The following is a 26,298-nucleotide window of genomic DNA, read 5'->3' on the forward strand; positions in this document are numbered from 1 at the left end:
AGGGCAATCGAGACGAGGACGGATCCCACACAACCGAGCTTGTTGGAGAAGAAAAAAAACACCGGGGGCTCCATTCAGTTGGTTGCAGATTGTTTCCCTTGTTTTTACGAGAGGTTGCGGGCGGGGGCCACTTCACGCTGTTTGTTCGCCTGCCCCCTCGGCAGTTGCCGGTGAGCACACCGCGAGCACACGGGGCCGGGCGCTACAGGGTGCTCCCGCTGAGTCCCCGGACGGCCTAAGCGCCAGCTCGCCCAGCGTCGCCTACTGGCACGGCGGGGCGCCAGGCCGGGCCGTGGGCGAGTACCTCCTTCCGCCGCTCACCACTCTCACGCACCAGATACTCCACGCCTACGAAGGCGTGGAAGACAGCCGCCGAGGCTACCGCTTCGACCGCGTCTATGTGGCCACCGAGCGGCGGTCGGCCGAGATCCACGCCGCGATGTTCCGAGGCGGGGGGTGGCTGTATCGCGTCATCCCGGAAGGACCGCTGGAGGCGGACCCCGACTCCGTCGACCCAACTCTCTCCCAGGCCTGCCCGCGAGCTCGCGTCGTCGAAGTCCTCCCGCTCCACCCGGCCGACGTGGTGCGCATCCTCGAGTCCATGCAGAACGGAGGCATGACGTGAGCGCCGCCGACTGCCCGACTCCCACGAAGGACGAGGTGCGGCAGCTCGGCGCGGCGGTGGACGCCGCCCGTGCCGTCGTCGCCATCACCGACACGCCCACCACGTACGCGGGGCAGGACGAGCACCTCGCCCGCCTGCGCGTGGCGCTCGCCGAGGCCCACTCGGCGCTCGCCGCGGTGCACCCGGCCGCGCCCGAGTCCGTCCAGGGCTGGGCGGAGCTGCAAGCCGCCGTCGCGCCCTTCCTGCAACTCGCCTGCGACAGGCTGGCGCGGCGCTCGTGGGAGCCCGTCTCGGACGAGGCCTGCCGGCGCCTCCTGCGCGCCTTCAGCCACGAGCTGCCGGCGACGCCGGAAGGAAAGGTACGCCATGGGTGAGACCACCCGCCTCACCGACGAGCAGCGCGAGCAGCACTTCCTCCGAGGCCTCGCGCTTGAGCGCGCTCTGGCCGGGTTGCCCGCCATCAGGGAGCGATTCCTCGCGGCCCTGGCGCGTCAGGAGGAAGCCCTGCGCGCGCAGCACACCCGGCACTTCGCTGCGGCCACCACGGGCGAGGATCCGGACGCCACGGCCCACCAGCAGGCCTTGCCGCTGGACGCGCCCGCCTCGGCGCAGCCCACGGCCCAGAAGCGCTCGAAGCCCGCCCCCGAGCAGGAAGAGCAGCCCGACCCCGAGCCGCCCAGGGGCCCGGGACGCCCGCAGCGGCGCCCGGCCACCGAGGCCAAGGGGGAGAAGCGCGCCGGAAAGGCAGCGTCCGCGCGGACGGCGACGGTGGCGGAGGCCACGCCGGTGGAGGACGACGCCGTGCCGGCCCCGGCGGTGCCCTGTTGTACCTGTGGTGACTCGCTGGCGGACCACACGAGCCCGCAGGGGGCGATCGGCGCCTGCCGCGCGAAGAAGTGCCCGGCGAAGCCGCGGTGCCGAGCCTTCCAGCTCGGCCGGGTGCTGGGCTGGACGCTCACGTGGCAGGGCGGGTGGAAGGAGACGAACGACAAGCCCGTCTTCTTCCTCTCGCAGCGAGAAACGGACGTCGCCAAGCACGGCCCGCTTCTGCCCCAGGAGGGCGGCCTCGTCTACGCGGACCCGGTTCGTCTCGGACGACAGACGAACGTGCTCGAGGCGGCGCGCACCAAGGGGGAGTGGTCGTGCGTGAAGGGACTGCGCGGTGTGCCCCTGCGCGTGCTCGAGGTGGTGGCGCGTGTCCTTGCCGAGTCCTCGCCGGCGGCGCCCTTCGTGCCTGTCTCCGCTCAGGAGACGTGCGTGGTTGAGGCGCGCGAGCGCAAGGCGGCGAAGCGAGAGGAGGACGACACCCCGAGCGAGTGTGACGGGTGCACCAGCGAGTTCCCAGCCTCGCAACTTCAACCGGTGGGGCCCGAGGGGGCTCGTGGTTTCTACTGCGAGAAGTGCCGGGCGGAGATCGCCCACACCAGCCCCACGTCCGCGCCCGCGGCGCCCCAGGCGACGCCTTCGGCCAGCGCCCCGCCCTCGACGGCGCCCGCCGCGCCTGCTCCAGTGGACATGTTCGGCCGACCGTGGCCGGCCGTGGACGCGGCGCTCTTCCCCGGGTGGTACGTGGACGTGACGCCCGGCTTCAACGGGAAGTCGGACAGCCTTTCGGCGGGCCGACTTCATGAGTTGTTCCTCTGGGTGGACGTGGTCGGGCCCGAGGAACAGCGGGTTGAACATCTCCAGTGGTTTCCCTCGGCACAGGGAGGACCCGACGTGCGGCGGAGCGTCATCAGCTCCGGCGGCGCCCTCGCCACTCTCCTGCCCGCAGGATTCGAGGCGGCGCTCGTCGCCTACCTCTCCACGCACTGGCTCCTGCCCGAGGAAACGAAGCACGCCAACGCGGCTCCGGTGGCCACCGCCACTAAGAAGGCCCACGCGCGGAAGACGACACGCGGCCTGCAGGAGGACGAGTCCGGCACGCCGAGCACGCCTGCGGCTCCTCCTGCGCAGCTCGAGCTCGGCGGCACGCCGGAGTCCGAGCAGGGCGTGCCGATCGACGCTGTCTCCCTGGATGAGGTGGGAGACCTGAAGCAGGTGCTGCGCCTGCTCAGAGGCACGAAGGACAGCGGCCCCGGCGGTGCCCGCCTGCGGCGTGTTGTGTCCGTGCTGGCGACGGCTGCGCGAGAGGAGAGCTGGGCCTACCTCCAGGGGCACCATGGCTGGTGTGTCCTGCCTCACCCCCACGAGAAGCGAGGGGAGGTGTGGCTTGCCTACGGGACGCGGGCACTGTGCACTCTGGGGCCGTGGCTGTGGGATGGGCAGACGCTCACCCGCGCGGCGGACTGGGCCGCTCCTCACTCGTGGCCCACGAAGGGCATGAAGGCAGACGTGGTGCTGCCCGAATTCGAGGCGGCGCTGCGGAAGACGCTCGCCTCGCTGACGGAGGCGCCCGCACCTCAAACCCAGAGCACGGGCGGAACCTGGCGCGTGGAGCTGCCGGAGCGGCTCGAGGGCCGGGACTTCATCATCCCGCTGTGGCTCGTGAATGACGCCACGGGGGAGCGGCGCGCGGCGTCGTGGTGGGGCCGCAGCGGACTCAAACCCAGTCACCACCTGTCGGGCACGCTCCGGGACGCAGCGCTCGAGGAGCACGTCGCGCTCCAGGCGTGGTGGAAGGAGCACGCCGAGACGGTGGTAAAACCGCTGGAACAGGCCTGCCGCGACGGCGCCGTTCCCGGGTTGAGTGTGGCCGGTCCAGTCGAGCCGCACGCGGTCGGCCCGTTCTTCTACGCCCTCTCCGGAGGCTGGCGACTGGAGGTGTGGGAGCCTTGGACGGGTGAGCCGCACTCCTACTTCGCGAACGGTACGGAGCGGCATGGGCCCTTCGCGTGGGAGAAGGGCTGGCTCGTGGCCTCCGACGTCGGCGCCATTTCCTGGGCCCAGGGGGCTGCTCATGTGGTGCGTGAGGCTGAGGACTTCGTCACCCGGGGCTTCGTCCTCGAGCTTCGCCGGGCGGAGGGCCGGCGGTGAGCACCACGCCGATCATCACCGAGCAGCGGCTCTTCGCCGTGACGCTCCGCCGCCCGTGGGCCGCCCTCGTGGCCCTCGGGGTGTGCCCCGTCATCAGCCTGCCGTCGGCGGACGAGTACCTCTTCGGGGAGTACGTCGCCATTCACGCGAGCGCGGAGGAAGACAGCCGCGCAGCGGAGCGGCTCGCCCTCGCCCGGGCCGAAGTGCCCGAGCACGAACTCGCCCAGGTGACGGACGCCGTGGTGGCCGTGGCCCGTGCGCGGCGGCTGGAGAGCATTTCTCCGAGCCTCGCTCCGGCGCTGTCTCCCTGGGCGCACGGCTCCGTCCTGCTGTGGGTGGACACGCCCGTGCCCATTGCCCCGGTGCCCACGCGGGGCGGCCGCTCCATGTGGACGCCCCCGGAGGAGCTGCGCGTGCGGCTCGGCCGCGCCTACCGGGACGCGCGAGCAGAGCAGAAGGCGTTGGCCCGCGCCGCCCAGTGGAATGAGGAGCTGGAGGCCCAGCTGTCCCGGGTGCTCACCGGGGACGAGCCGGGCCGGGCCCGCGGCCCCGCGCCCTTCATTCACACCGCCCTGCACAGCGTCCTCCCCGCCCAGCGGGTGCAGCGCCTGGTGCCCTGTGCTCACTGCGGTCGGCTGTGGAGCGGCGGCGGCCCGGGGAGCTTCCACTCGTACCGGCTGCCGAGTGCGAAGTGCGAGGAGCCCGGCTGGCCTCGCTGCTCCCACGGGATTCCGCACTTCGCGGACTGCCGCTGGACGGTGCCTGTGCCCCCTCCCTGCTGCCGGACACCCACAGGAGCTGCGGTATGACGTGCCACGCGGACGTCGCCACCCTGCGCGCGGAGCTGGCCGCGGCGCTGGCCCGGGCCGAGCGGGCCGAGGCTACCGCCCACTTGCAGGCCCAGGCGCTCGTCACCCTCACCGCGCGCCTCGCGGCTCCGGCCGCCGTACCTCCACCGCCCGCGTCACGCTCGGACCGCGTGACGGAGGTGCGTGACGCATCGCGCGTCACGCGTCACGCCCCCAGCGTGACGGGCGTCACGGACACGAGCGTGACGGAGGCCCAGAAGGACGAGCGCCGCAAGACTCAGGCAGCAGCAAGATCAAGGGCTTACCGACTACGCCAACGCCTCGTGACGGACGAGCGTGACGGCGTGACGCGTGACGTGATGCAGGAGAAGGAGAAGAAGAAAGAAATAACTACACCTCCTCCTCCCTCCGTCACGCAGGCGCCCGTCACGCCCGTGACGCCGCCGAGAAGCGGGCGTCTCACCGTGACGCGCGCGGCGGCAGCCCGGGAGTACCGAGCGCCCATGCCCGCGGCCCGCTTGCCTGCCGAGGTGCAGGCGCTGCGCGAGGCCTGGCAGACGCTCGTGGTGGGCTCGGGGCGCGGCTTCGCTCCGTGGCCCGAGCGCACCTCGGTGGCTCTCCTCGCGAGCGCAGAGGCTGCGTTGCAGGAGCGCCCGCTCGAGGAGTGGCGCGAGGTGTTCGCCCGAGTGCCGCGCTCCCCGCTGTGTCGGGGGGAGCTGCGCACCCGCCGGACGGCCGACCTGCTGTGGATTCTCCGGGGCACCTGCCCCGATGGGCACACGCCTGCGGACAAGCTACTGCACGGGGGATGGACGCTGGACCCGGAGCCCACCGGATCCTCGCCCGGGGAGCCGAAACCGGAACCACCGGCCCAGGCCCCACCCGGGGACAGCCCCGCGGCCACGGCGTGGCGGCAGGTGCTCGCCTCCCTGGGCGAAAAGGGGCTCAAGTACGCCGTGAGCCAGCTCGAGCTGCTGCGCCCGCGGGAGGTGGCGGGCGGGGTGCTGGTGCTCTCCGCGGGGGACAGGTTCCGCCGGAGCTTCGTCGAGGAGCACTTCGGCCCCCTCGTGCGCGAGCACGCCGAGCGGTGCGGCCTTGCCGGGGTGCGCGTGGACGTGGGGGAGGGCGGGCCATGACGCACGGCCAGCAGCGCCTCATTCTCCTCGCGCACGTGCTGCTCGCCTGCGCCCTCCTCGGCACCCCGGGCGAGGCGCCCCGGTTGCTCTCCGCGGGGTGCCTCCTGGCCTCGCTGCTCGGCCTCACCCGCGCGCTGGGCGCGGCTCGCCGGAGGCGGCCATGAGTTGCTTCCAGCGCCCTCGGCACGTCACCTGCGCGTGTGGCGCGGAGGTGGCGGTGGGACCGAAGGGCCCCGTGCCCTGGCGCTGTGCGGAGTGCGTGTACAAGCACAAGCTCGCCCGGGCGCGCGGGGAGAAGCCGCCCTCTCGGCCCGCCCACCTGGTGGAAGCGGAGCGGAGCGACGAGCTCGGCCCCGCGCGCCCGCTGCTGGGTCTCACCGCGGCGGAGCTGAGCGCCTGGCGCCACCGGCGGATTGTCGAGCTGTACCAGCGCGAGCCGGAGCTCCCGGTAGACGCGCTCTGTGAGCGCTTCGCGGTGTCGAAACAGGAGGCGCTGGACGCACTCCGGCGGGCGGGCATTCGCGTCCAGGGCAACGGCCGCACCGGCCTGCCGGCGGGGCTTCCGGTCGGGTAATGGACGGAGCCTGGAGCGGCGAGGACAAGGGCCCGCATGGCCTGTTTCGCCCGCCCCGCCCCTTCGCGCCCCTCTGCCCGCGCGTCTCCGCGCCCGGCGCTCGCCGCGGTCCCCAACCCTCCCGCGCAGCAGCCCTTCGCCTTCCTCGCCGAGGTGCCCCAGCGCGAGGTGCGGCGCCGCGAGCGCGCGCACCGGCCTCACCTGCGCGGCCGCACACCGCCACCGGCGGAGCCAGGTGCCCAGTTGGTGCTGCCCTTCCAACGGCCCTCCCGGGGCAGGGGGCTGCTCTCGGCCGAGCTGGCCGAGGCCATGGAGGGGGCGCTGCGCGACGCACGGGGCCAGCCGGAGGGCAGCCGCCGGCAGCGCGCCGCGGAGGAGAAGTTGCTGGGCCTCCTCTCGCCTTTCCTCGAGTCCGAGGCGCGCCGGGCCTGGGCGAGCCATGAGCGCACGTACCTCTCGCGGGCCGACTTGCTGCAGGAGGCGGCCCTGCGCGCGCAGAAGCTCTGGCGCGGCTTCACCCCGGGCAAGGCCGGGCCGGGCCGCACCCTGTACCCCGCGTACGTGGCCCAGGCGGTGCGCCAGCACCTGGGCAACGTGCTCGCGGAGGGCCGGCTGGTGGGGCCCACCCACTGGGGGCGCAAGCTCGCTGCGCGCGCCCGGAAGCGCGTGGAGCGCGAGGAGGTGACGTACGAGGAGGCCCTGCACACCGAGGGCGCCGACGCGGCCACGGCCCTGGCGCTGGCCCAGGGCGCCACCCGGTGCGAGGAGCGCGAGGCCTCGGACGTGGCCGACGCTGGCGGCGAGCGCCTCGAGGAACTCGCCACCCAGGGCGCCGCGGTGGTCGCTCTCGAGCACCTCCCGCGTCGGCAGCGCCTGGCCGTGGGCGTTCCCCTGGGCCTCTGCACCCCGCGCCTCAACGACGCGCAGCTCGCGCGCCACCTGGGCTGCACGCTCGCCGAGTTGCACGAGGCGCGCGCCCAGGGGTTGGCGGCGCTGCGCGAGCACCTGGAGGCGGCCTGACGTGCCGATCATCACCACGAAGAAGGCCGGCACCTGCCGGGCCTGCGGGGGCCTCGTCCGCAAGGGCGAGGAGGCGGACTTCTCCGCGGAGATGGGCCTCTCGCACGTGGAGCCCCAGTGCTCGAGCGGCCCGGTGCGATTTCGTCCCAACGCGCGAGCGGCCCGGTGCGCGTGCGACACCTGGGTGAAGGCGGGCGAGGGGCGCCTGCGCCTCGTCTCGGACGCGGGCGCCCAGGGCGGGGGCAAGCGCTGGGCGGTGGACTGCCCCGCGTGTGTCGTCCGCTGACGTCCTAGCAGTGGACGTGGATCAGGATGCTCTCTGGGTCGCCCGCCGATCACTCCACAGGCGACTCATAGACGAGCCCTCTGGCCCTTAGCAGCAAGGTCAAGTAGCATCGTGCTTTGATGCCGAACAAAGAAGAGATCGACCAACTGTTCCAGGCGCTTGTTGTTAACGGCCTTGAGTTCATTGAGCGTTCAGCGGGAGAGCTTGAAGAGGATCCGAAATTCTCTATTGCGCACTTCGCGACGGGTCTCGAACTGCTACTCAAGGCCAGGCTCTTTGCTGAGCATTGGAGTCTCACGGCCAGCGATCCCCATGCTTGTACTTGGTCAGGACTCAAGGGCGGTAGTGTAAATACGGTCCAGGCGTCGGCGTTGTGCTCAGTCATCACGAGCAAGACGGGTACGTCGCTTCAGCACTCAAAGGATGCGTTTAAGGCCGTATTCGAGCACAGGAATAAAGCGCTTCATTGGATTCCGCCAGGCGACACCAGGCAGGTCGCGGCCGAGCAGTGTCGCGCTTGGTATCTCCTTCATCAATTGCTCACTGTGACGTGGTCGGGGCATTTTGCTCGATTCGGTGAACGGATCCATAACGTCGACAGGCGCCTGCTCGTATATGCCACATATCTTGGAGCGAAATACAAGGAGCTTGAGGATGAGTTGAGAGAGCCGAGGGCAAGAGGGGCCCTGATCAAATGTCCGGCGTGTGGCTTTGTGTCGGGGGTGATTGACAATCTGGAAGTGAGAATTTCTATGTTTGCGTGCCTAGTGTGCCACGCGGAGGCGGCGGCAGGGCGGTTTTTGTGCTCGCAGTGGCATGCATTGGACGGCCCACCAAAGGAGTGTTCTTGCTTCGAGATTCACAGTCGACAGCAGCTCCTAGATGAATTGGATCCCGCCAGCCTGATGAGCCCCGAGGAGCAAGCCGATGCTGGTCAGACACTTTATAGCTGCGGGGTGTGTCTCGCCCAGCAAACCGTTGTTCCCGTGGAGGACTTGGATGGTTCGGATATGCATGCTTGTGTCGGTTGCGGCGCCCAGTTCAAGGGTGCTGTCGGTGGGCATTGCGCGCGCTGCTATGAATTGTGGATGAGTTACGACACGGAGGGTTCGGAGCTTCATGGCTGCCCTCTCTGTAGTGGGCGCTATGGCGATGACTAAGCCTGCTGAAATACCATGTGAGGAGATGGAACGGCTTGCGCTGATCAGCTGACGGGCTGGAAGCGGAAGCCGTCCAGGGACACCTCCGAGTTGGCCGCGGCATTCTCCACCGCCACCTCGCCGCTGGGGTAGACGTTGACGCTGAGCAGCCGACTCCCATCGTGGGTGCGAAAGGTCAGCACCCTGTCCGACTTGTAGCCTGGGGGGAGGATGAAGACTGTCGAGTCCGAGGACGGCCCCGAGGAGGGGGCGACCATCGCCCCGGTGAGCTCCACCTCGCCCAGGGTGTCCAGCCGGTAGCGCGCCGGCCGGCCCACCCGAGGGGCCCAGCCGTTGTAGTAGTCGGTGAGGTTGCCGCCCAGCACGGGGTGGCGCACCGTCGCCCACGCGGCCTGCACGGTGAGAGCAGGCTCCACCGTCACCGAGTCCACCCAGAGGCTCCTGCCGCTGATGCTTGAGCCGGTGCCCACCTCCACGCGTGCGTAGCGGGCCTGGACGGGCACGGTGACGTAGCCGGAGAGCGTCCGCCACGTGCCGCCGGAGAGCGCCTCGGCCCCCACGTTGGTGGTGCCCACGGAGGAGAAGGCGGCGTTGAGCCAGGTGACGTAGAGGCCCGCGCTCACGCCGCTCTCCTGGGGGTAGAAGAGAGCCTTCACGGCGAGGCGCTCCCCGGCCCGGGCCACGAAGGGCTGCAGCCCCAGGCGCGTCCCTCCCGTCCGGGCCACCAGGCGCAGCGAGCGCGCGCCGGAGTAGGTGAGCGAGGTGTCCCCGAAGGCGTCCACGCCCCAGGTGCCCTGCAGCATGGCGCACCCGTCCGGCGGCGCGGCTGCGTCCAGGTGGGCTTCGAAGTCTCCGTTGAGGGGCAGGGCGCCGTAGGTGACGCTGGGCAGGAATGTCCCCGGGTAGAGGTAGCGGGGCGACAGCGTCACCTCCGCCGAGGCCGGGCCCACGTTGCCCTTCTTGTCCCGGCTGCGCACACGCGCGTAGTAGGTGACGCCCGGGGGCAGGGCGGTCAAATCAAAGCGCGTGGAGCTGCTCACGGCCTTGAGGCTGGCGCTGGAGAGGACGAAGCCCGGCGTGGCGCCCATGTGCAGCTCGAAGCTGTCCGCGGTGGGGCCGGTGGTGCCGTCCGGGGCGGTGAAGAGCAGCACGGCACCGGTGGAGGCGTTGGTGACGGCGAGCCCCGAGGGCGCGGCCGGGCCGGTGAAGGTGGGGGCAGGGGCCACGCCGGGCCGGGCCTCGAGTCCCAACCAGGCCCGCGGGCTGAGGCTCGGCTTGCCGAGCAGCTGCATGCGCGTGGTGCCACCGCTGGCGGAGAGGGAATGGGTTACCTGCCGCACCGCGAGCGTCTGGGCGTCGACGAAGTGCACCCCGTTGGGGGCGAGGCGCGCCAGGTCGGCCAGCTCGAGCCCGGGGTGCAGCGCCACCTCCACGCTCACCCCGAGCGAGGCCGAGGACAAGTCCGCGAGGGCCGCGTCGGCCAGGCGCCCGGCGGCCGCCTGGGAGCGGATGTTCGAGGTTGCCCCCTCGGCCACGCGCATGAAGCGCGGCACCATGGAGCCATCCGGCGCGCGGTACCCGTAGCGAGCGGTGGCGGCCGCGTCCTCGCGCACCACCGTCTTGCGCTTGGGCTGGCCCGTCACGTCCAAGTCGCTCGCGTCCGAGTACACCACCTCCACGAGCGTCCGCACGTCCGCGAGGGAGGTGGAGAGCCCGCCGATCTCCTTGTAGTCCTTCGGGCCCCACTCCCACACGGGCTCGCTGGCGCTCCTGTCGGGCACCCACAACCACAGGCCCCAGTCCCCGGTGTCCGGGCGCAGCTTCCAGCGGCACTCGGCGCCGCGAGCGGTGGCGAGCTTCGCGAGGGCGTCCGCCACGGGCTCCACGGCCTGGTTGTAGGGGCCCAAGTCCCAGGCCAAGTCGGTTGGCACGTAGAGGCCGAAGGCGGACAGGTGCGAGTCATTGAGAATGGACTGGCACACCGTCTGGAGGGGCGTGCCGGCGGTGCTGCCGTACTGGCGCTCCTGGCGCAACCACACGTCCTGCAGCACGCCGGCGAAGTCCCGGCCCTTGAAGGTGAGCACCGCGTCGCCCGCGTCCACGTCGTCCACCCTCCCGTAGAAGAGGGGCAGCCAGTCCCCGGGGCCGGGCTCGCAGCCCAGCGGGGCGAGGCCCACCTCCACCCGGAAGGTGCGTCCCGCGTCCAGCAGCGGGGAGTAGGCGCCGGCGAGGTTGTTGGCGCGCGAGTCCGTCACCAGGGGCGCGAGGGAGAGGCCGTTCACCTCGCGCAGCACGCGCACCGTCGCCTGCGCCACGGGGCTGTCCAGGGACTCGTCCACGTCCACTCCCTCGAGGAAGTCCCGCTCGAAGAGGGCGGAGAGGTTGTGCCAGGTGGTGCCGTCCGGGCCGAGCACGCGGACGCGGCCCCGGACGGAGTAGCCGGCGGGGCAGGAGAGCAGGCGAAGCTGGGAAGGGGAGAGTGGGCGCATGCCCGGGAGAAGGGCCGCTCTCAGGTGCCGTGCAGGGAGAAGTCGAAGGACTCCCCCACGGTGGTGAGGAGCGCCTCGGTGCGCCCGGTGCCGGCCTTGCCCAGCATGAGCTGCCCCTGGGCGGGGAAGCGGGGCCCCTGGGCCACCACGTACGGCAGGGCGGGCCAGCCGCGCGCACTGTGCCAGGCGTACAGGTGGGGCACCCACGCCGAGGGCACCGAGTAGGGCAGGGCCACCACGTCGTCGAAGTGGGTGGCCACGCCCTGCATGCCCATGTCCCCCAGCACGAGGTAGCCGTCTTGGGCCTGGGCGAAGGGGTAGCCCCCGCTCGCGTTCGCGCGCTGGCCGTCGACGTGGAGGGACGGCCCGCCGGCGGCGTAGAGGATGTGCCGCCAGGGCCCCGCGCCCTCGCGCACCCAGCCCATGAAGGTGCCCCCCTCGCCCTCGTACCCCTGGGTGCCCACGTTCCACCCCACCACGGAGCTGGGAGCGACGCTCAGGCAGGCGCTGCCGTGCCTCGCGCCCACGGTGGAGCGGGTGGCGCCCGTGGCGCTGAGCGGCGCGAGCTCGCGCGAGGTGTACAGGTACCCCGCGGTGTCCTCGAAGGTGAGCACGTGCCCCGCGCCCTCCACGAGGCCTCGCATCGCCACCGCCTCCGGCAGGGAGAGCAGCCCGCTGGTGAAGCGGAAGTCCATCTTCTTCACCCGGCCGGTGTCACGCGGCCAGCCGTTGAAGCTGCGCGCCACCTCGCCGAGCGTCACCGGCTCCCACTCCGAGGCGGTGCACTCCACTGGCACCCCGTTGACTCGCAGGAGGGCCATTACCCGCCCTCCACCGCGTACCGGCCCGGGCCCGCGCGGGTGCCCCGGTTGCGGAAGGAGAGGTTGTTCAAGTGCTGCTCGAGCTTGGCGAGCGCGCGGCCCGTGTCCTCCCCGGAGACGTTGACCGTGCCGATGGAGATGCCCGGGGCGGCCGTCTGCGCGGGCGCGGCCTGGGCGGAGCTCGGCGCTACGCCAGCCGGCAGCAGGGGCGAAGTGCGCGCGTCCTGGGAGTCGAAGCGCCGCTGGGCCACGCGCCACGCCGCCGGCACGTTGGTGAGGCTCTCCGTCGCCTCCTGCAGCGCCTTCGTGTTCTTGATGGTGGCCGCCGTCTCCGCCGCCTTCGCGCGGGCCTGCTCGTAGGTGAGGTTGAGCAACTCCTCCTGGGAGCGCTTCAGCGCGTCCCGATCCACCTTCACGGCCTCCAACTCGTCGGCCACCTTGTTGAGCCCGTCGAGGAAAGGCAGGTGCGCGAGCCCGCGGAGCACCCACTGCACGCCCTCCACGACGCCATTCCAGAGCCAGCTGATGCCCCGGGCCACGCCCAGCACGCCCACGCCGAGGTACTTGATGCCCTCGAAGAGCATGCGCAGCCCCGTGTCCACGATGAGCTTCATGGGCATGGCGACGAGCTGGAGCGCCCCAGCGAACATCTGCAACAGGGGTTCCAGCACCTGGAGCACCTCGCCAATGACATAGAAGACGGGCACCAACGGCTCGAGCAACTGCCCGATGAACGAGAAGACCGGGCCGAGTGCGTTTGCGATGATCGGCACCAGGCGCAGCACCGACGCGACCAGGGGCTGGAGTGGCACGAGGAAGGAACCCAACGCGTCCGCCACGAGCTGGATGGTGTTGTTCACCATCTCGATGATCTGGGAGAAGCCCTCGGACTGGGTGAGCAAGTCTAGCCCCACCGCCGCCACCGCGCCCATGGGGCCGCCCATCATGGCTCCCTGCTGGGCCGACTGCACGAGGCCTTGGAGGCTGCCGGTGCGCGAGGCGAGGTTGGACACCAGGGCCTCCCGGGCCTCTTCCATGGCCTCCGCGAGGCGCAGGGCCTCGTCCCGCGAGGCACGCCAGGCCTCCACGGCCTGCTCGGCCTCGGCCGCCTGGGCGCGCCGCGCTTCCTCTGCGGCCTCCAGACTGGCTTCTGCTTGCAGTTGGGCCGCCTCGCTCGCCTCCTGCGCCTCCTCCTCCACTTGGCGCAATGTCTCCTCGAGGGCGGCCGCCTCCGCCGCGAGCGCCTTGTTCGCCGCCGCCGCGTCCTCGTAGAGCGCCTGGCGCAGGCTGGCGTCCTGCTTCTTCAGCCAGTCCTCGTACCGCGCGGCCGCCGCCTCCTGGTCGACGGGTGAGCCGACGGAGGAGGCGTCCCCCACCTTGGGCATGAAGCCCTCGACCCAGCTCGAGAGCTGGTCCTTCAGTCCGGAGAGCCCCGTGTCCCGAAGGACGTCCTTCACTCCGCCGACGCTCTCGCGCAGCCCGTATCCGATGGCCTCCCCCGTCTCCTTGCCGATGCTCTTGAGCACAGCCCCCGCACTGGCGAGCTTCTGCCGGGCTGCGTCCACCACGGGGGAGACCTGACCGACAATGGCTTTCACCATGCCCGCGCCGGACAGCTTCTGGACCTGGGCGAGGTTGTCCGCCCACGTGTCCCGTTTCGCCTTCCGAGCAACCTCCTCGGCGAACGCAGCCACGGCGCGCACCTTGGCGGCGAGCACCTCAAGGAATGCGGAGGCCAGTCCCAGGGCGAACTCCATGAAGGCGTCGAAGATCCCGGTGAAGGTGTCCTTCACCTGCAGGGCCAGTCCCCTCACGGACTCACCCACCCCCGAGAGCACCTCCTTCAGGCCCGCGCCGCCCTGGTTCCAGGCCCGGTAGAGGGAGCCCGCAAGGAGCACCAGGCCCGCGACGGCGGCGGTGATCGCCAGCACGGGGGCGCCCACCGCGAGGATGTTGGGCAGCATGGCCCGGAACGCCGTCCCAAGCCCGCCCGCTTGCCCCGGCAGCGCCCGGAGGTTGGCGGCGAACGTGCGCAGCGACGCCGTCACGGACGCGAAGACGTCGCCCATGCTCGCCTGTTTCAAGTAGACGAGCTGCCAGCCCAGACGGGTGAGTAGCGGGCCGACGCCCTTGAGTCCCGTGGCTAGGACGCCCAATCCGCCATTGAGCGACCGCAGTCCCCGCGCGAGCACCACGGTGCCCTCGAAGAGGGACTTGGTGAAGAGCAGCGCCCGCGACGTGGCGAGACCGGCCGCTCCGACGATCGCGCTATACCGGACGAAGGAGACGAGTTGCTGCTTCTGCTCGGCGCCCAGCCCGCGCCAGGTTGCGGTCAGGGTACGCACGCCCTCGGTGAGCTCGCGCACGAGTGGCACGAAGACCGCGCCCACCTCGGACGAGAGCTGGAGCATGGACGCCTTGAGGTCGTCTGCTGCCTTCTTCGCCACTTCGTTGGACTCGGCCGCGCCGGCCACCGCCGCGCCGGCCACCGCCGCGACCGAGAGCAACCCCTCCGAGAAGTCGCCCAGGGCGGCGGCGGCCTTGGACATGGCGCCCTCGATGGCGTCGGCGGCCTCCTCCACGCTCTCGAGCAACTCGTCGATGCCCTTGGTGAACTCATTCAGTGAGGCGCTGACCGCCACGAAGACGTCGCCGACCTTCAGTGCTCCGCTCATGCACCCCTAGAAGGGGTGAACGGGCTACTTCAACGCGGCGATCAGCTTCTGCCGGTCGGCATCCGCACCACCCCAGATGCTGAAGACGACGTGCCCCTTGGGCACCAACGTCTCGCCTCCCGGCATCTCGTCCATGGCCTTGCGCCACGTCTCCGCGGCTTCGGGCGTGTTGAATTGCGTAATGCCAATTTTGATCTCTCCAGACTTGTAGTCGTAGGACCGAGGGGCGACGATCTGGTCCGTGTCCTCCTTCTTGTCCGTCAGGACCACTCCACGCGCCTGGGCGAAGGACTCAGCCTCTTCGATGGTGGCGAGCCCCGGCTTGGAGCAGGCGGAGACGGACAGAAGGACGGCGACGGCGGCGAGCGTTCGGATCATCCCCCCAGCCTCGCGCACCCGCCCGTCCCCGCCAAGTCACGAGGTTGGCGGGGCGGAAGGGCTACCCCTTCATGGTGTATCGGATGATGCGCTGGCGCCCGCTCCCTGATGCTGGCGTTGAGCTGGAGGCGGGGACACTGCTTTCCTGGCGAATGGACTCACCCTCCAACTGGGCGTCGGCGGCGAGCTCGTACACGAAGGAGAGGGGCTGGCTGCGCATTTCCTCGTACGTCCACCCCGCGAGGCGGGCGACCCGGACCACGAGCCCGTGGAGCGGGTCGCCCGTCAGTTTCCCCGGGCGTTCTCCAGGGCCTTGGCGGGGTTGATGGCGGCCATGCACGCGTTGGACACCTCCGCCACACCAGGCCAGTCGAGCACCTCGTCCTCGGTGAATAGCGGGGCGACGGCGTTGGGGAGGAAGACGCAGGTGGCCACGACGCGCGCGCGGAAGTGGAGGGCGCTCTCGGGATCCTTCTCCTCGCCTCCTGCCGCGTCGAGTCCCTTCTCCTTGAGGGACCGGAGGAGCTTCTCCAGGACGGAGTCCGGGGGGCGGCGTATGACGAGCTCCACGGGGCCGTCGAGACCCTCCACCTTGAGGCGGGTGTACTCCCGCCAGGGGGCGCGGAGGAGGCTGTGCTTGATGCTGGCGACGTCGGACATGGTGTTCTCCTGGGGTGGGTGAGCGGTTGGGTGAATCGTCAGATGGGCTCGAATTCGTTGATGCCGAACTCGATGGAGACGGAGACGAGGGTGCCCGCCTCCAACGTCATGGGGTAGCTGCCAATGACGCCCTCGTAGCGCACGCCCTGGGTGCCCGCAGCACCGTCGGGGTTCTCCACGCAGACCACCCAGATGGGCTTGCGCGCGGCGTAGGCCGTCTTGATGGTGGTGAGGATGGGGCTGTCCTTCACCACGTCCAGCTCGAGCGTGCCCTTCATGGTGCGAAAGCCGGGGCTGTACTGCACGAGGCCCTTGGTGTTGTTGAGGTACTTCAGCTCCCGCAGCTCCATGGAGTCCGGGATGTCGAACTTCTTGAGCGTCTTGGGCTTGTTGGCGTCCGACAGGGCCTCCGTCTTCGTCGCGAGGACGTGAATGGAGTACAGGTGGGCTTCGATGACTTCGGGCGTGGGCATGGCGTGTCACTCCTACTGGGTGAGGCGGGCGATCTCCCGCATGAGCACTTGGCCCACCGACTTCTTGAGCTGGCGGGAGATGCCCTTGGTGGCGCGGCGCAGGAAGTCAGGAGGCGGCTTGAGCGCGTCGCCCCAGTGGAAGCCCTGGTGGATGGCTCCGGCAGCGGGGTGCGCGTACCCACAGGTCCACGTGGAGGACTTGCGCTCGGGGTTGTAGAGGGGGCCGTCGAGGAAGGCGGTGTCCGCGAGGTTGAGCGGATCGCCCGGAGCTCCACCGCGGGGGACGAGGAAGAGGGAAACGTCGAGGATGCGCCGGGTGGCGTCGCGCAGGGGGTGGTCCAGGGCCCGGAGCACCTCCTGGGCGTTGTCGCGCAGCTGGCGCAGGGCGGTGGTGTCCACCGTCACCTTCACCCGGATGCGTCTGTTGCGGCGCGCCATGCCCCAGCAGAAGGGGCGGGCGGTTGGCCTGGGACGTGCTCAGAGGCCTTCCGGCGCACGGGCAAACTCCCGTGCACCGAGGGGCGCGATAGGGAGCGCCCGGTCCGAAAGGCGGGAAGGTGGTCTATGGGCGGAAACAGACGGCAGCAATTGGCGGCGAGGCTCCTGAGGGCAGAGCGGGCACTCCAGGAGGCGCAGAGCGGGCTTGATGGAACCGACGGCTCAAGACTGCGCTACTTGGTTGCTCGGGTGGAGCATGCCGAGGCTGACCGGGCAGTCACAGAGACTCTGCTCGTCGCAGATATGGCGCTACGTCTCCGGTAGATCAGTGGTTTTCGGCCCTGCCTGAGGGGGCCCTACGCCCACAGGCAGGAGATCGGCTCGCATAGCGTCCTGGAGCATCCGAAGATGCCCCGCCGCTTCATCGAGAGCCTTCGAGTGTTTGCTGTAGTAATCGCCGACACCATCCATGCCCTTGGTCATTTCGCTGACGTTTGCTGCGACATATGCATTCCCAAGGCTGTCGCAGGCCTTGAATGCCAGATCACGGACAGTGTCCGTTATGAAAATCCCCTCCAGAAGTAGATAATTTCTGGCCTTGGCAACATCTACTCGACCGTCTTGTATCTTTCTTCGTCTGAGGTAGGCTTCAAGTCGCCTAATGCCCTCGTGGCGATCGCGCTCCAGGAGATCCAGTGTTTCCTTCTTCTCCTGTCCAGGGGCTCTCGCTTCATCAAGCACCTTGGCAAAGTCTTCAAGACTGTATTTTTCGAACGTGGGCGCATAGCCGGCACCCATGAGGCTGCCCACAGAGCCTTCGGCCTTCAAAAGCAGCTTAATCAACTTGGAGTAGACGGTGTGGGTCTTTGTTGTTGAGAGCTGCGCACGGAGCATTTGTTTCTGCATCTCGTGGCGGATGATCTCGACCTGCTGGGTTGCCTTCATCTGTATTTCGGATTTGTGGCGCTCGAGCTGGCTCTGCGACTCGAGCTGGAGCTGGGTCTTGTATGACTCAAGACTCGTCTGCGTGCTTCGGTCCAGAAGTCGCTTGAAGGATTCGACGAAGAGCCAGCTAAACAGAGCGGCCGACGGGGCGCCTGTGAGCATCGCAAGCAACCAGTCTTTGACTGAGTCCATCTTCGTCTCCTCTGAGAAAGTGCTGGGGCACGGGCGACGATAGCCAATCGCGGAATGAGACTACCGTCCAGAAATCGGGCTGCGCCGAATGGTGCAGGTGATCGCGCCTATGAGCGGGAGGAGTACGCGATGCTCACATTGATCGACCAGCGGGGCCGCCCCGCCTCGTCCTCGCCGAGGTGCGTAGGCCCGCCGTCCTCGACGTCCACGCGCACGTAGCCCGGGGGGTGAGCGTCGTACAGCACCTCCCAGGCCGCGCGGGCCCGGGCGCTCCCCTCGGAGTAGCCGTCCGGGCCGCGCGCGGCGCGCACCAGCACCGTCACCGTGCAGCGGTGGAGCGCCGTCCCCGCGTTGGCCAGGTACTTCTCCGGCTTCTCCCCGCCGGAGAACCGGCACGCGATGAAGGCGTCCGGGGCTCCTGGGGGGTAGGGCCCCGCGTAGAGTGTGGGCAGGCCGTCCGCGAGGGTGCCCAGGCCCGCCGCCTCGAGCAGGCGCGCCACGTCGAGTTCCACGTCCTTGAGCCGGCTCACACCACCACCTCGCTGTGGTCGAAGGCGCCGGTCTCCAAGTCCTTGCGCTCGTAGGAGTTGAGGGCCCGGCGGCTCGCCGTGTAGTCGGCGGGGTTGGTGCCGGGCAGCCACAGCAAGTCCCGCGGGCCGAGCTGGGCGGTGGTGAAGAGCGTCCCCTCGCACACCACCTGCTTGCCCTCGGCCGACTTCACCAGCCGGGCGCCGGGCTCCCACCGGCAGGGGTGGGGCTCGGGCGGGCCGAAGTCCTCGCGTCGGCCGTTGTCCACCATGCGCACGAAGCGGCGCAGGTGGAGGGTTTCCTTCAGATCCTCGGCAATGAGACTCACGCATGCCTCCGTCCGGGCTTCTGGTGGGGTGCGGCGAGCTGCTGGGCCAGCAGGGGCACCGCGCTCGCGTCCGCGCGCCAGGTGACGGAGGCCGAGCCCGTGGCGCGGGAGACGACATTCAAGTCCCGCCCGGCCACCCGGTGGAGCGCGGTGAGTGTGAGCAGGGCCGCCTCCTCCAGCTCCGCCGGCAGCTCACTCGCGAGGGTGCTGTCCGGGTCCGCCTCGAGCGCCAGGGCCACCTGCCCGGGCGTCCGCCAGCCCGCGTCGAAGGTGACGACAATTTCCCCGGTGTCCCAGGCGCGCAGCGGGGTGGGGACGATGCCCCGCGTGGCGCTGCCGGTGAAGGGCCAGGTGCCGCGCCGGTGCACGAGGCGCCCCGCGCGGGGGCAGTCAATGGCCACGTCCCCCGCGGGCAGCTCGGCGCCGCGCACGTGCACCGAGCGCAACTGCCGCACCGCGCCCGCGCGCAACCAAACGTACACGCCGCCCTGGCCCACCACCGTCTCCTCCACCCCCTCACGAAGGGAGGCCGGGTAGCCGAGGAAGTTGGCCACGGCGCGGGAAGCGGCGAGCACCAGGCCGGGCAGCTCGGCGCCCGTGGGGGGCACCTTCAGGCGCTCTGCGGCTCGGGCCAGGGTGGTGAAGTCTTCAGCGAAAGGCATGGCGGCACCTCGAAATGGAAAGCCGGGGAGACTGCCCGGGGCGGGCGTCCTCCCCGGCTGGTGACTGACGGGCGCCGGGGTTACCGAGGGGCGGGCAGCGTCTCGTAGCCGCCGAGCACCACGTGGGCGGCCACCGTCTGTTTAGGGGAGGTGCCATCGGTGAATCCCACCACCACCTTGACGCGCGCCTGGGTGTGCCCGGCGGGCACGCGCCCCAGGGAGAAGTCGACGCGACCGCTCTTCTCGTTCCCGGTGAGGGAGACGGAGGCGCCCTCGTAGGCCGTCCAGGTGGGGTTGTCGCCGCCCGCGCTCGTCTCCATGGTGAAGACGTGGCTCTGGGCGGTGGGGTTGCCGGTGGCGGTGCCCGTCATGGCGGTGAGGACGGCGCTGCGCGCGCCCTCGAGGGAGAAGGCGTCTCCGTCCGTGTACGTGTTGGCGGCGAGCGTGGCCGGCGAGTAGCCCTTGGGGCCGCTCGCATCCGCGAGGGTGCCCACCGCGGAGAGGTACGCGCCGAAGTCGTTGAGGGAAGGGTGCAATGCCATACGAAGTCCTGGGGTGAGAGGTGAAGAGAGGACGCACCGGGTCCGTGCCGCACCCGGCGCGGCACGGGCGTCACTGGAAGGTGAGCTCCTCGATGACGGCGAAGGTGTTGTTGTAGCGCAGCTTCACGTCCACGTAGGTGATGCCCTTGAAGGTGGCCAGATCCTGGGAGAACTTCGGCTCGCTCATTTCGACGATGATGCCGTTCTCGGGCGCCTCGCCGCCGCCAAATGCCATGCCGAAGGTGGCGGTATCCCAGAGGCCGAAGATGATGAAGTCCTTCCCGCCCTTGCCCTTGCCACTGGTGCTGTCGGTGACATGGAAGGGGTAGCCGTTGAGCATCCCCTGATCCAACTGCTGCCGGAAGACCCAGCCGGCGTTGTCGCGCAGGCTCTTGAGCGCCATCAGCGTCTTGCTCGTCATCACCCAGCCCGGCTTGGCGCCCTGGAAGGTGTGCTTGCTCTCGCGCACCAGGCGCTCGGCCTTGTCCAGGGCGGTGATGATCGCGGCGAGGTTGGCGCTGGTGATGGGAACCGTGAGCGAGAACTTGTTGGCCGCCACGATTTGCCGCACCAGCCCGAGGGGGCGCGGGCCCGTGCCGTCACCCACGAGGCATTCGAGGTCCGCCTTGAGGCCGATGGCGGCGAGCAAGTCGTCGGTGAAGGTGGCCTCGCTGCCGAGGAAGCTGGGATCGCGCAGCATGTCCTTCGTCGGCTCGATGAGGCCCATGCACTTCTTCGGCGCGAGGATGACCATGCCCGTGTCGATGTTGCTCGGCGTGGGCGACTGGCCCGGTTCGACGAACTCGGCCGTGGCGCCCGAGTTGAGCTTGCCCAGGTTCTTCTTCGAGCCGTGCACCGCCTCGACGCGCACGCCCGCTGCCTGGAGCACCATGACGTCGCGGAGCATGCCGATGATGTCGGTGCTCCACTCCTCGGACATGAGCGCGCCGCCAGTGGTGACCACCGCCCCGTTGGGCCCCTCCGCCTTGGCGGCGAAGCGCGAGCCCAGCTCCGTCGCCGCCTTGGCGGCCGCGTCGGCGAGCGTCTGATTGACGTGCCCTCCGGCCGCGGCCGCCTGGAGGTAGCTGGCCTTCGCCGACAGCCCGAAGAACTGCTTGAGCGTCTTGCGCCGCTCGCCCGGGGTGGCTCCCGCCGATGGGGCGGGGGCCGGGGCGGGAGCCGCGGGCCGCGCGGCGAGCTCGTCCGCGACGCCCTTGGAGATCAGCGCGTTGAGTTCCTTCTGCTTGGCCTTGAGCTGCTTGGCCACCTGCTCGTCGATGTACTTCTGCTGCTCGGGGGTGAGCTTCATGGTGAGACCTCGGGAGAGAGGGGAGGGGTAATGGGTGCTGGCTCAGCCGCACACGAAGGGCGAGCGGAAGCGCTTCAGGGACTTCGCCTCGGTGGGCGCCTCGGCGGGAGGCGCGGGCGGCTCGTCATCTCCCTTGCCCGCCTCCTCCTCGGTGTCGGTGGGGTCCTCGGCCGGTTCCTCGGCCTTGGCGGCCAGGGCCTGGGTGAGCTTGCCGAGGGCCTCCACGAGAGGACCCAACTTCTCGTCCAGGAGCGCGCCCAGGTCCTGCCCTTCGGCGTCCTTGCCCGACTCCTCGGGAGGCGGGGTGGGGGCGTCGCCATTCTTCTTCTGTTGTCCTTGGTTCTTCACGCGGCAGGCCTCGGGGTTGGCGGGGATGTTTGTGATTGAGACTTCGAGCAACTCGCACTCCTCGTAGTCGAGCCCGCCCTCGGCGTTCGGCTCGTACTTGGAGAAGCGGAAGAAGATGGAGCAGGTGCTCAGGGTGCCCGCCTCCACCTTGGCGCCCACCTCTTTCGACAGGTTGCCGATGCCGTCGAAGGCGGGCTCCATGAACCACTCGTCCCCCTCCTGGAAGACGCGCGCGGTACCCAGCGCCGGAACTCCGTGCTGGTGGTCCCAGAGCAGGACGGGGTTCTTCTCGAAGGACTGCGTCTTCAGCGCGCCAGTCCGTACCCTGTCGTTGTGCCGGTCCAGCACGTCCGAGGTGATGCGGAACACCGGCTTGCCGCTGGCGCCTTCGGACTTGCGCACCAGGTGGCCGAGCGACTTGAGCACGCCATCGGTGGGCGGGGTGGGAGGCAGCTTCATGCCGGAGGAGAAGGGGCGCTCAGCCCTTGGCAGGCCCGCGCGGGGGCGGCTCGTTGTGTGGCTCGGGGGGCCCGTCCTGCACGGGCTGGGCGCCTGGCAGGGGCTGGAAGCGCACGCCGTTGAGCTTCGAGTCCGGGGCCAGGCCCGCGAGTTCGCGCGCCTCATTCATGAGGACATGGGGGCCGTAGGCGCTCGTCATCGCCTTGAGGCGCCGCTCCCAGGAGTGGGGGCGCGGGTCGTCGTACTCGAGCACGGCGTCCCGGTCGACGAGCGGCACGAGGCGCAGCTGGTACTCGGTGCGCAGGAACTCCAGCCGCGGGAGGGTGGCGTACTCCGCCAACGTGTACTTCGCCTCCTCGCTCGTGCTGCGGTTGGCGCTGGTGAGATCGCCCACCAGCTCCGGGGGCACGTTGTACACCTGGCGCACGTAGTCGCGCAGGGACTTCTCGGCCTCCACGAGCTGGAGCGCGCGGAAGTCCTGCTGCACCTGGGAGAGCGTCGTCTTGCCATTCACGAACCAGACGAGCCCGGCCGAGTCCGGGCCGCTGAAGCGCTCCTCGTACTTGGCGCGCAGGTCCTCGACTTCGTCCTCGCCGTCGCCCGCAGTGCCGCCATCCACGCCGACGATGGCTGCCGGCAGGCCGCCCCGCTCGAAGGTGGACTTGAGTGTCTGTTGAATGGCCTCGGACGCGTCGAGCTCGTCCCCCAGCGCGAGGCCCCGGCCGACGCCACGCGCGTGCAGGTTGTCCGGGTCCAGGTGGCGCAGCCACACCATCTCCGAGCGGGACACCATGCCGGAGAAGTTGTTGTAGACGACGAGGTAGCCCGCGCCCGTCTGGGTGGGCGTCTGGAGGACGCACGCGGGGGGCACCACCTCGTAGCCCACCACCGAGCCATACGTGGAGCGGCGCAGCCAGAGAAAGGACTCGCCGGGCAAGTCGAGGTGCAGCTGCTGCACCTTGCGCAGGGAGCGGCCAGTGAAATCGGGGTGGGGGTGCTCGAGCAGGGTGAGCAGCTCGTGGGTGTCGAGCTCCACCAAGTCTCCCCGGGCGAGTCCCTTGGCCTGCACATGGTGGCGCTCGAGCGCGCCCGTCCGGGTGCGCGCCTCCGTGCTGAGTCTCTTGCACGTGGCGAGCAGCGCCTTGCCCTTGGGTGTGGTGGCCTTGAGCACCCGCCACCGGGGCGTGGCCACGGACTCCGCCACCGTGTCCGCCACCGCGCGCAGCCAGCCGTTGGTGCGGTAGGCCGAGCACACCGCGCGAGAGCCGCGCCGCGGGGTGAAGGGGTTGATGGGGATGCCGTGGACGAGCGGACGTCCGCTGCCCGGCAGGAGAAAGCCCGCCAGGGCCGCCTTGAAACGGGTGCCGAAAGAGGGGCGCGCCATGCCCGCCGAGAAGGGGCGCGCGGCTACTCGTCGTCCTCGTCCTCCTGGGCCTCGGCGGGACGCCCCGCCACGCCGGCGTTCTGCCGCTTCGGGCACACGTACAGGTAAATGGGCCAGGCGAAGGCGTCCGCCCGGTCGTCGCGACCGTGGCCGCCGTCCTGACCGGTGAACTTGGCGAGCTGCTCCTCGAGGCGGTGGTGTTTGCCCACCATGTGCACCAGGCGCGCCTCGGCCATGGCGGACACCGGGGCCGCGCGCTCGGCCTTGGACTGCATGGCGCGCATGCCCTTCACCTTCACCTTGCCGTCCACAGAGCGGATGACGTTCTTCACCAGCGAGCCGCCGGTGTTCGTCTCCGCGAAGATGAAGGCCTTCCTCTTCGGCGCCAGGTGCTCCCAGCGGTGCAGCGCGTCCACGGCCGCCTGGGCCCAGGTAGTGGGCTCGGGGGAGCGAAGCGAGGCGTCCTGCAGCACGTACGTGTGCAAGAGGCCATCCGCCTCCTCGCGAATCCCCTCCACGACAATCCCGTGCAGGTCGCTGTCCTTCTTCTCCCCGGTGGCCGGGTCGACGCTCACCACCAGCTTGTCGAAGAGCGGCTTGCCCTCACGCGGGGCGATGGCCTCCACGCTCTCCACGCGCGAGGCATTCCAGTCCACCTTGCCGTAGAGGCACGCGTCCTCGAGGAAGAGCAGCTCGCCGTGGAACTCCCGGCGGCCGATGGTGGTGTTCTGAAGCCGCCGCGCGTAGGCGATGTACTTCCCGTCCAGGTTGGCTGCGTTGTCGAAGGTGGACGAGCACGCGAGCACCAGCCCGTCCCGGTCCGAGAGAATCTCTCGAAAGAGCGGGTTGGGATTGGGCGTGGTGGTGATGATGAGCCGCGCCGGCAGGCCCTGGGCGCGCATCCGCGACGTCTGGATTCGGGCGACGCGGCGGCACTCCCGATAGACCTCCTCGGGCGACTTCTTCCAGGCGACAATCTCATCCGCCCAGACGAGGCTGACGTTGTACCCGCGCAGCTTGTCGGGGTTCTGGGCGGGCACATAGAAGGCCTTCGCCCCGTTCGGGAAGTCCAGCGTGCGCTTGCTGCGCCGGTGCACCGGGCGGAACCACGGCGGGGCGAGCGAGAGGATGCCGCTCGGGCCCTCCAGCTGCGTCTTGCGGATCTCCGAGTCGGTGGGGCCGACGATGAGGATGCGGGCCTCGGGGTCCGCCTGGGCCTCCTCGATGACGGCGATGCTGCCGGCGTACGTCTTGCCCGCTCCGCGCCCGCCCAACAGGAACCAGGTGCGCCACACCCCCGAGGGCGGCGTCTGCACGGGACGTCGCCACAGGGTGGGGTCGTAGTGCCAGGCGAGCACCTCCGCGGGGCTCATGCGCAGGTGCCCGTCGAGGGCGAAGTCGGCGGTGAGCTTCGCGCCCAGCTCGCGCTGGCGGCGCAACTGGTCGCGGAACTTGAGCCCCGCGCGCTCGGAGAGCGAATGGCGCCCGTGCGTCTCGGGGCGGATGATGGGCAGGCCCGCGAGCGGGTTGTCCTGCACCGCGACCATGGCGACCATCAGCCAGCCTCCGCGGGCGCGGCCTCACCAGATTCGGGTGGTGCCTCCTCGGATATGGGCAGGCCCGCGAGCGGGTTGTCCTGCACCGCGACCATGGCGACCATCAGCCAGCCTCCGCGGGCGCGGCCTCACCAGATTCGGGTGGTGCCTCCTCGGATGGTGTCGCGTCTCGCTTGTCGTCCTCCTCGAGGAAGCGCAGCAGCTTCTCGCGCACGCTCTTGGCGGCGGCCTCGGGGGACACGAGCTCGAAGGCGGGCCCGAGCGCGCCGCCCTGGACCTGGGCGGCCGGCTCGCGCGGCACGGTGAATTGCTTCGGCGCCGTCACCTGCATCAGCCAGGTGATGAAGCGGGGGTTGGCGTGCCGATCCACCACCGTCCGCTCGCCCAACTCGATGAGGAAGCCGAAGCGGTGCGCCCAGGCCTGCTCGCACGCGAAGAGCAGCTCGGTGTAGAGACTGCTCTTGCGCCGCGCCACGGCGTCGCGGCCCTTGGTGAGCCACTTGCCCAGGCAGTCCTCGGTGGTGCCCGCCTTCGCCGCGGCGATGCGTTGGACGCCCGTACGGGCGAGCGACTCGGCGATGATGGGGATCATCGCCTTGGTGAGCGTGGTGCGCGGGCCGCGAGTCCCGGCGCGCAGCTGGAAGCCCGCGAGCGGGTCGGGCAGCTCGGACGCATCCTCCCCAGGCCCGTCCGAGGGCGCGCCCAGCAGCTCCGGCGGCATTCCCTTGGGCCTGGCCATGCCCTCCGAGAAGGGGCGGGGTCTCTTGGAGTCAGTTGTGGCGGAGTGCCCTAGCGCCTTCCCTCCCAGAGGCAGGGAAGGCAGACAAGAGATACCACCGCGCTAGGCACGCAATGGCATGCGCGGGCAAAGCCCAGGGAGTCCCGTAGTCAGGGATCTCATATTGCACCCTCCAGAGGGCGCAATAGGCTTGGACTGGCTTGGACTATCGTGCTCCAAGGTGTGACACGAATGCTCGCTACAGCCGCTTCCCATATCTGTAGAGCTGGTTGTTCTTGGTCGCGACGAACCAGTTCGACGTCAGAAAGTCGACCTCGAACGTATCGGTCAATCCGCTCGTGGTGACAATGGTGACCTTCAACTTGTTCTGGTCAGGGTATGAAACCCACGCACCAACCCAGTACCCCTGAGCGCGAACCGAGCCGTCTGCCTGAAAGACCCACGGAGTTGGATGTGGCGCGTCTTTCGTCATCGCTGCGTCGCCCAACGCACCGACACTCCATGAGGTATTGTTGATCAGGGTGTGATCGACCGCATATGCGTTGGATGCCATGCACACCAACGCCAGCGCCAATGCAAAAACGATGTTTCTCATTTTGATGCTCCGATTGGAGCGCCACAGGGCTGTGACCAAAGCTATGCGCTCCTCGTCCACATTAACAACTGCATTCGCGGGAACCTCCTCGTGATCATGGAACTGCTGGGTATTACTCGGCGGGTGACCGCCCGATGCCGGACGATCGACAGTAGGCGGTCGCTCAATGCTAGGCGATAGACAGTGCAGGC

The 26,298-nt window shown here is 69.8% G+C and carries 28 protein-coding genes; 10 read left to right on the top strand and 18 right to left on the bottom strand.

All coding sequences use genetic code 11. The features are described 5' to 3' along the window. The first annotated feature begins 358 nt into the window (after positions 1-358). The 10 genes from D187_RS41195 to D187_RS56025 all read left to right on the top strand — a co-directional run bounded on the left by D187_RS41195 (position 359) and on the right by D187_RS56025 (position 8,586). Complete coding sequence (locus D187_RS41195; protein WP_245591957.1) at positions 359-625, top strand: hypothetical protein; 267 nt, start codon at positions 359-361, stop codon at positions 623-625. Beyond that, positions 622-999 (top strand): hypothetical protein, encoded by a 378-nt coding sequence (locus D187_RS41200; RefSeq protein ID WP_002622243.1) that lies wholly within the window; start codon positions 622-624, stop codon positions 997-999. The genes D187_RS41195 and D187_RS41200 overlap by 4 nt, the downstream gene beginning before the upstream one ends. Beyond that, positions 992-3,601 carry a hypothetical protein gene (locus D187_RS57290; RefSeq protein ID WP_002622244.1) on the top strand — a complete coding sequence of 870 codons (2,610 nt, stop codon included), beginning with the start codon at positions 992-994 and terminating at the stop codon, positions 3,599-3,601. Before D187_RS41200 ends, D187_RS57290 begins: the two co-directional genes overlap by 8 nt. Then, positions 3,598-4,410, top strand: coding sequence for a hypothetical protein (locus D187_RS41210; RefSeq protein ID WP_002622245.1), 813 nt, complete (start codon positions 3,598-3,600; stop codon positions 4,408-4,410). Before D187_RS57290 ends, D187_RS41210 begins: the two co-directional genes overlap by 4 nt. After that, the gene (locus tag D187_RS41215; protein ID WP_002622246.1) at positions 4,407-5,546 is read left to right on the top strand and encodes a hypothetical protein; all 1,140 of its coding nucleotides are present in this window, start codon (positions 4,407-4,409) and stop codon (positions 5,544-5,546) included. The genes D187_RS41210 and D187_RS41215 overlap by 4 nt, the downstream gene beginning before the upstream one ends. Beyond that, entirely contained in the window at positions 5,543-5,710 is a 168-nt protein-coding gene (locus tag D187_RS56885; RefSeq protein WP_002622247.1) for a hypothetical protein, read from the top strand. The genes D187_RS41215 and D187_RS56885 overlap by 4 nt, the downstream gene beginning before the upstream one ends. Next, entirely contained in the window at positions 5,707-6,120 is a 414-nt protein-coding gene (locus D187_RS41220; RefSeq protein WP_043434200.1) for a hypothetical protein, read from the top strand. The genes D187_RS56885 and D187_RS41220 overlap by 4 nt, the downstream gene beginning before the upstream one ends. 36 nt (positions 6,121-6,156) lie before the next feature. Further along, positions 6,157-7,140, top strand: coding sequence for a hypothetical protein (locus D187_RS41225; protein ID WP_002622249.1), 984 nt, complete (start codon positions 6,157-6,159; stop codon positions 7,138-7,140). Position 7,141: 1 nt separating this feature from the next. Next, a complete protein-coding gene (locus tag D187_RS41230; RefSeq protein WP_002622250.1) occupies positions 7,142-7,426 on the top strand; it encodes a hypothetical protein in 285 nt (94 codons plus the stop codon). A gap of 119 nt (positions 7,427-7,545) precedes the next feature. Continuing rightward, the gene (locus D187_RS56025; RefSeq protein WP_155893959.1) at positions 7,546-8,586 is read left to right on the top strand and encodes a hypothetical protein; all 1,041 of its coding nucleotides are present in this window, start codon (positions 7,546-7,548) and stop codon (positions 8,584-8,586) included. Positions 8,587-8,630: 44 nt separating this feature from the next. Here D187_RS56025 and D187_RS58510 read toward each other — a convergent pair whose 3' ends face one another. The 18 genes from D187_RS58510 to D187_RS41325 all read right to left on the bottom strand — a co-directional run bounded on the left by D187_RS58510 (position 8,631) and on the right by D187_RS41325 (position 26,107). Next, positions 8,631-11,075: a phage tail protein gene (locus D187_RS58510; protein ID WP_020918634.1), complete on the bottom strand. Its 2,445-nt coding sequence runs from the start codon at positions 11,073-11,075 to the stop codon at positions 8,631-8,633. Between the two features lie 20 nt (positions 11,076-11,095). Continuing rightward, positions 11,096-11,896 carry a hypothetical protein gene (locus D187_RS41240; protein ID WP_002631217.1) on the bottom strand — a complete coding sequence of 267 codons (801 nt, stop codon included), beginning with the start codon at positions 11,894-11,896 and terminating at the stop codon, positions 11,096-11,098. Continuing rightward, positions 11,896-14,571 (bottom strand): hypothetical protein, encoded by a 2,676-nt coding sequence (locus D187_RS41245; protein ID WP_002631218.1) that lies wholly within the window; start codon positions 14,569-14,571, stop codon positions 11,896-11,898. Before D187_RS41245 ends, D187_RS41240 begins: the two co-directional genes overlap by 1 nt. A gap of 24 nt (positions 14,572-14,595) precedes the next feature. Continuing rightward, a complete protein-coding gene (locus tag D187_RS41250; protein WP_002631219.1) occupies positions 14,596-14,949 on the bottom strand; it encodes a hypothetical protein in 354 nt (117 codons plus the stop codon). Between the two features lie 285 nt (positions 14,950-15,234). After that, positions 15,235-15,609, bottom strand: a complete 375-nt coding sequence (locus D187_RS41260) for a hypothetical protein (protein WP_002631221.1) — start codon at positions 15,607-15,609, stop codon at positions 15,235-15,237. A gap of 38 nt (positions 15,610-15,647) precedes the next feature. Next, the gene (locus D187_RS41265) at positions 15,648-16,082 is read right to left on the bottom strand and encodes a hypothetical protein (protein ID WP_002631222.1); all 435 of its coding nucleotides are present in this window, start codon (positions 16,080-16,082) and stop codon (positions 15,648-15,650) included. Positions 16,083-16,094: 12 nt separating this feature from the next. Beyond that, positions 16,095-16,520, bottom strand: a complete 426-nt coding sequence (locus D187_RS41270) for a hypothetical protein (RefSeq protein WP_002631223.1) — start codon at positions 16,518-16,520, stop codon at positions 16,095-16,097. 309 nt (positions 16,521-16,829) lie between these two features. Further along, on the bottom strand, positions 16,830-17,657 hold the full coding sequence (locus tag D187_RS41275) for a hypothetical protein (RefSeq protein WP_043434203.1): 828 nt from the start codon (positions 17,655-17,657) through the stop codon (positions 16,830-16,832). A 107-nt stretch (positions 17,658-17,764) separates the two neighbouring features. Further along, positions 17,765-18,187, bottom strand: coding sequence for a hypothetical protein (locus D187_RS41280; protein WP_002631224.1), 423 nt, complete (start codon positions 18,185-18,187; stop codon positions 17,765-17,767). Continuing rightward, the gene (locus tag D187_RS41285) at positions 18,184-18,513 is read right to left on the bottom strand and encodes a hypothetical protein (RefSeq protein ID WP_002631225.1); all 330 of its coding nucleotides are present in this window, start codon (positions 18,511-18,513) and stop codon (positions 18,184-18,186) included. The genes D187_RS41280 and D187_RS41285 overlap by 4 nt, the downstream gene beginning before the upstream one ends. Beyond that, a complete protein-coding gene (locus tag D187_RS41290; RefSeq protein WP_002631226.1) occupies positions 18,510-19,175 on the bottom strand; it encodes a hypothetical protein in 666 nt (221 codons plus the stop codon). The genes D187_RS41285 and D187_RS41290 overlap by 4 nt, the downstream gene beginning before the upstream one ends. Positions 19,176-19,255: 80 nt before the next feature. After that, positions 19,256-19,717, bottom strand: coding sequence for a hypothetical protein (locus tag D187_RS41295; protein ID WP_002631227.1), 462 nt, complete (start codon positions 19,715-19,717; stop codon positions 19,256-19,258). A gap of 70 nt (positions 19,718-19,787) precedes the next feature. Continuing rightward, positions 19,788-21,026 carry a phage major capsid protein gene (locus tag D187_RS41300; RefSeq protein ID WP_020918636.1) on the bottom strand — a complete coding sequence of 413 codons (1,239 nt, stop codon included), beginning with the start codon at positions 21,024-21,026 and terminating at the stop codon, positions 19,788-19,790. 42 nt (positions 21,027-21,068) lie between these two features. Next, entirely contained in the window at positions 21,069-21,833 is a 765-nt protein-coding gene (locus D187_RS41305) for an HK97 family phage prohead protease (protein ID WP_020918637.1), read from the bottom strand. A 19-nt stretch (positions 21,834-21,852) separates the two neighbouring features. Next, positions 21,853-23,217 carry a phage portal protein gene (locus D187_RS41310; protein ID WP_020918638.1) on the bottom strand — a complete coding sequence of 455 codons (1,365 nt, stop codon included), beginning with the start codon at positions 23,215-23,217 and terminating at the stop codon, positions 21,853-21,855. 23 nt (positions 23,218-23,240) lie between these two features. Next, entirely contained in the window at positions 23,241-24,773 is a 1,533-nt protein-coding gene (locus D187_RS41315; protein ID WP_020918639.1) for a DNA-packaging protein, read from the bottom strand. A gap of 103 nt (positions 24,774-24,876) precedes the next feature. Next, positions 24,877-25,512: a hypothetical protein gene (locus D187_RS41320; RefSeq protein WP_020918640.1), complete on the bottom strand. Its 636-nt coding sequence runs from the start codon at positions 25,510-25,512 to the stop codon at positions 24,877-24,879. Between the two features lie 238 nt (positions 25,513-25,750). Further along, on the bottom strand, positions 25,751-26,107 hold the full coding sequence (locus D187_RS41325; RefSeq protein ID WP_155893961.1) for a hypothetical protein: 357 nt from the start codon (positions 26,105-26,107) through the stop codon (positions 25,751-25,753). Positions 26,108-26,298: the final 191 nt, after the last annotated feature.

This window comes from Cystobacter fuscus DSM 2262 (assembly GCF_000335475.2).
Classification (GTDB): Bacteria; Myxococcota; Myxococcia; order Myxococcales; family Myxococcaceae; genus Cystobacter; species Cystobacter fuscus.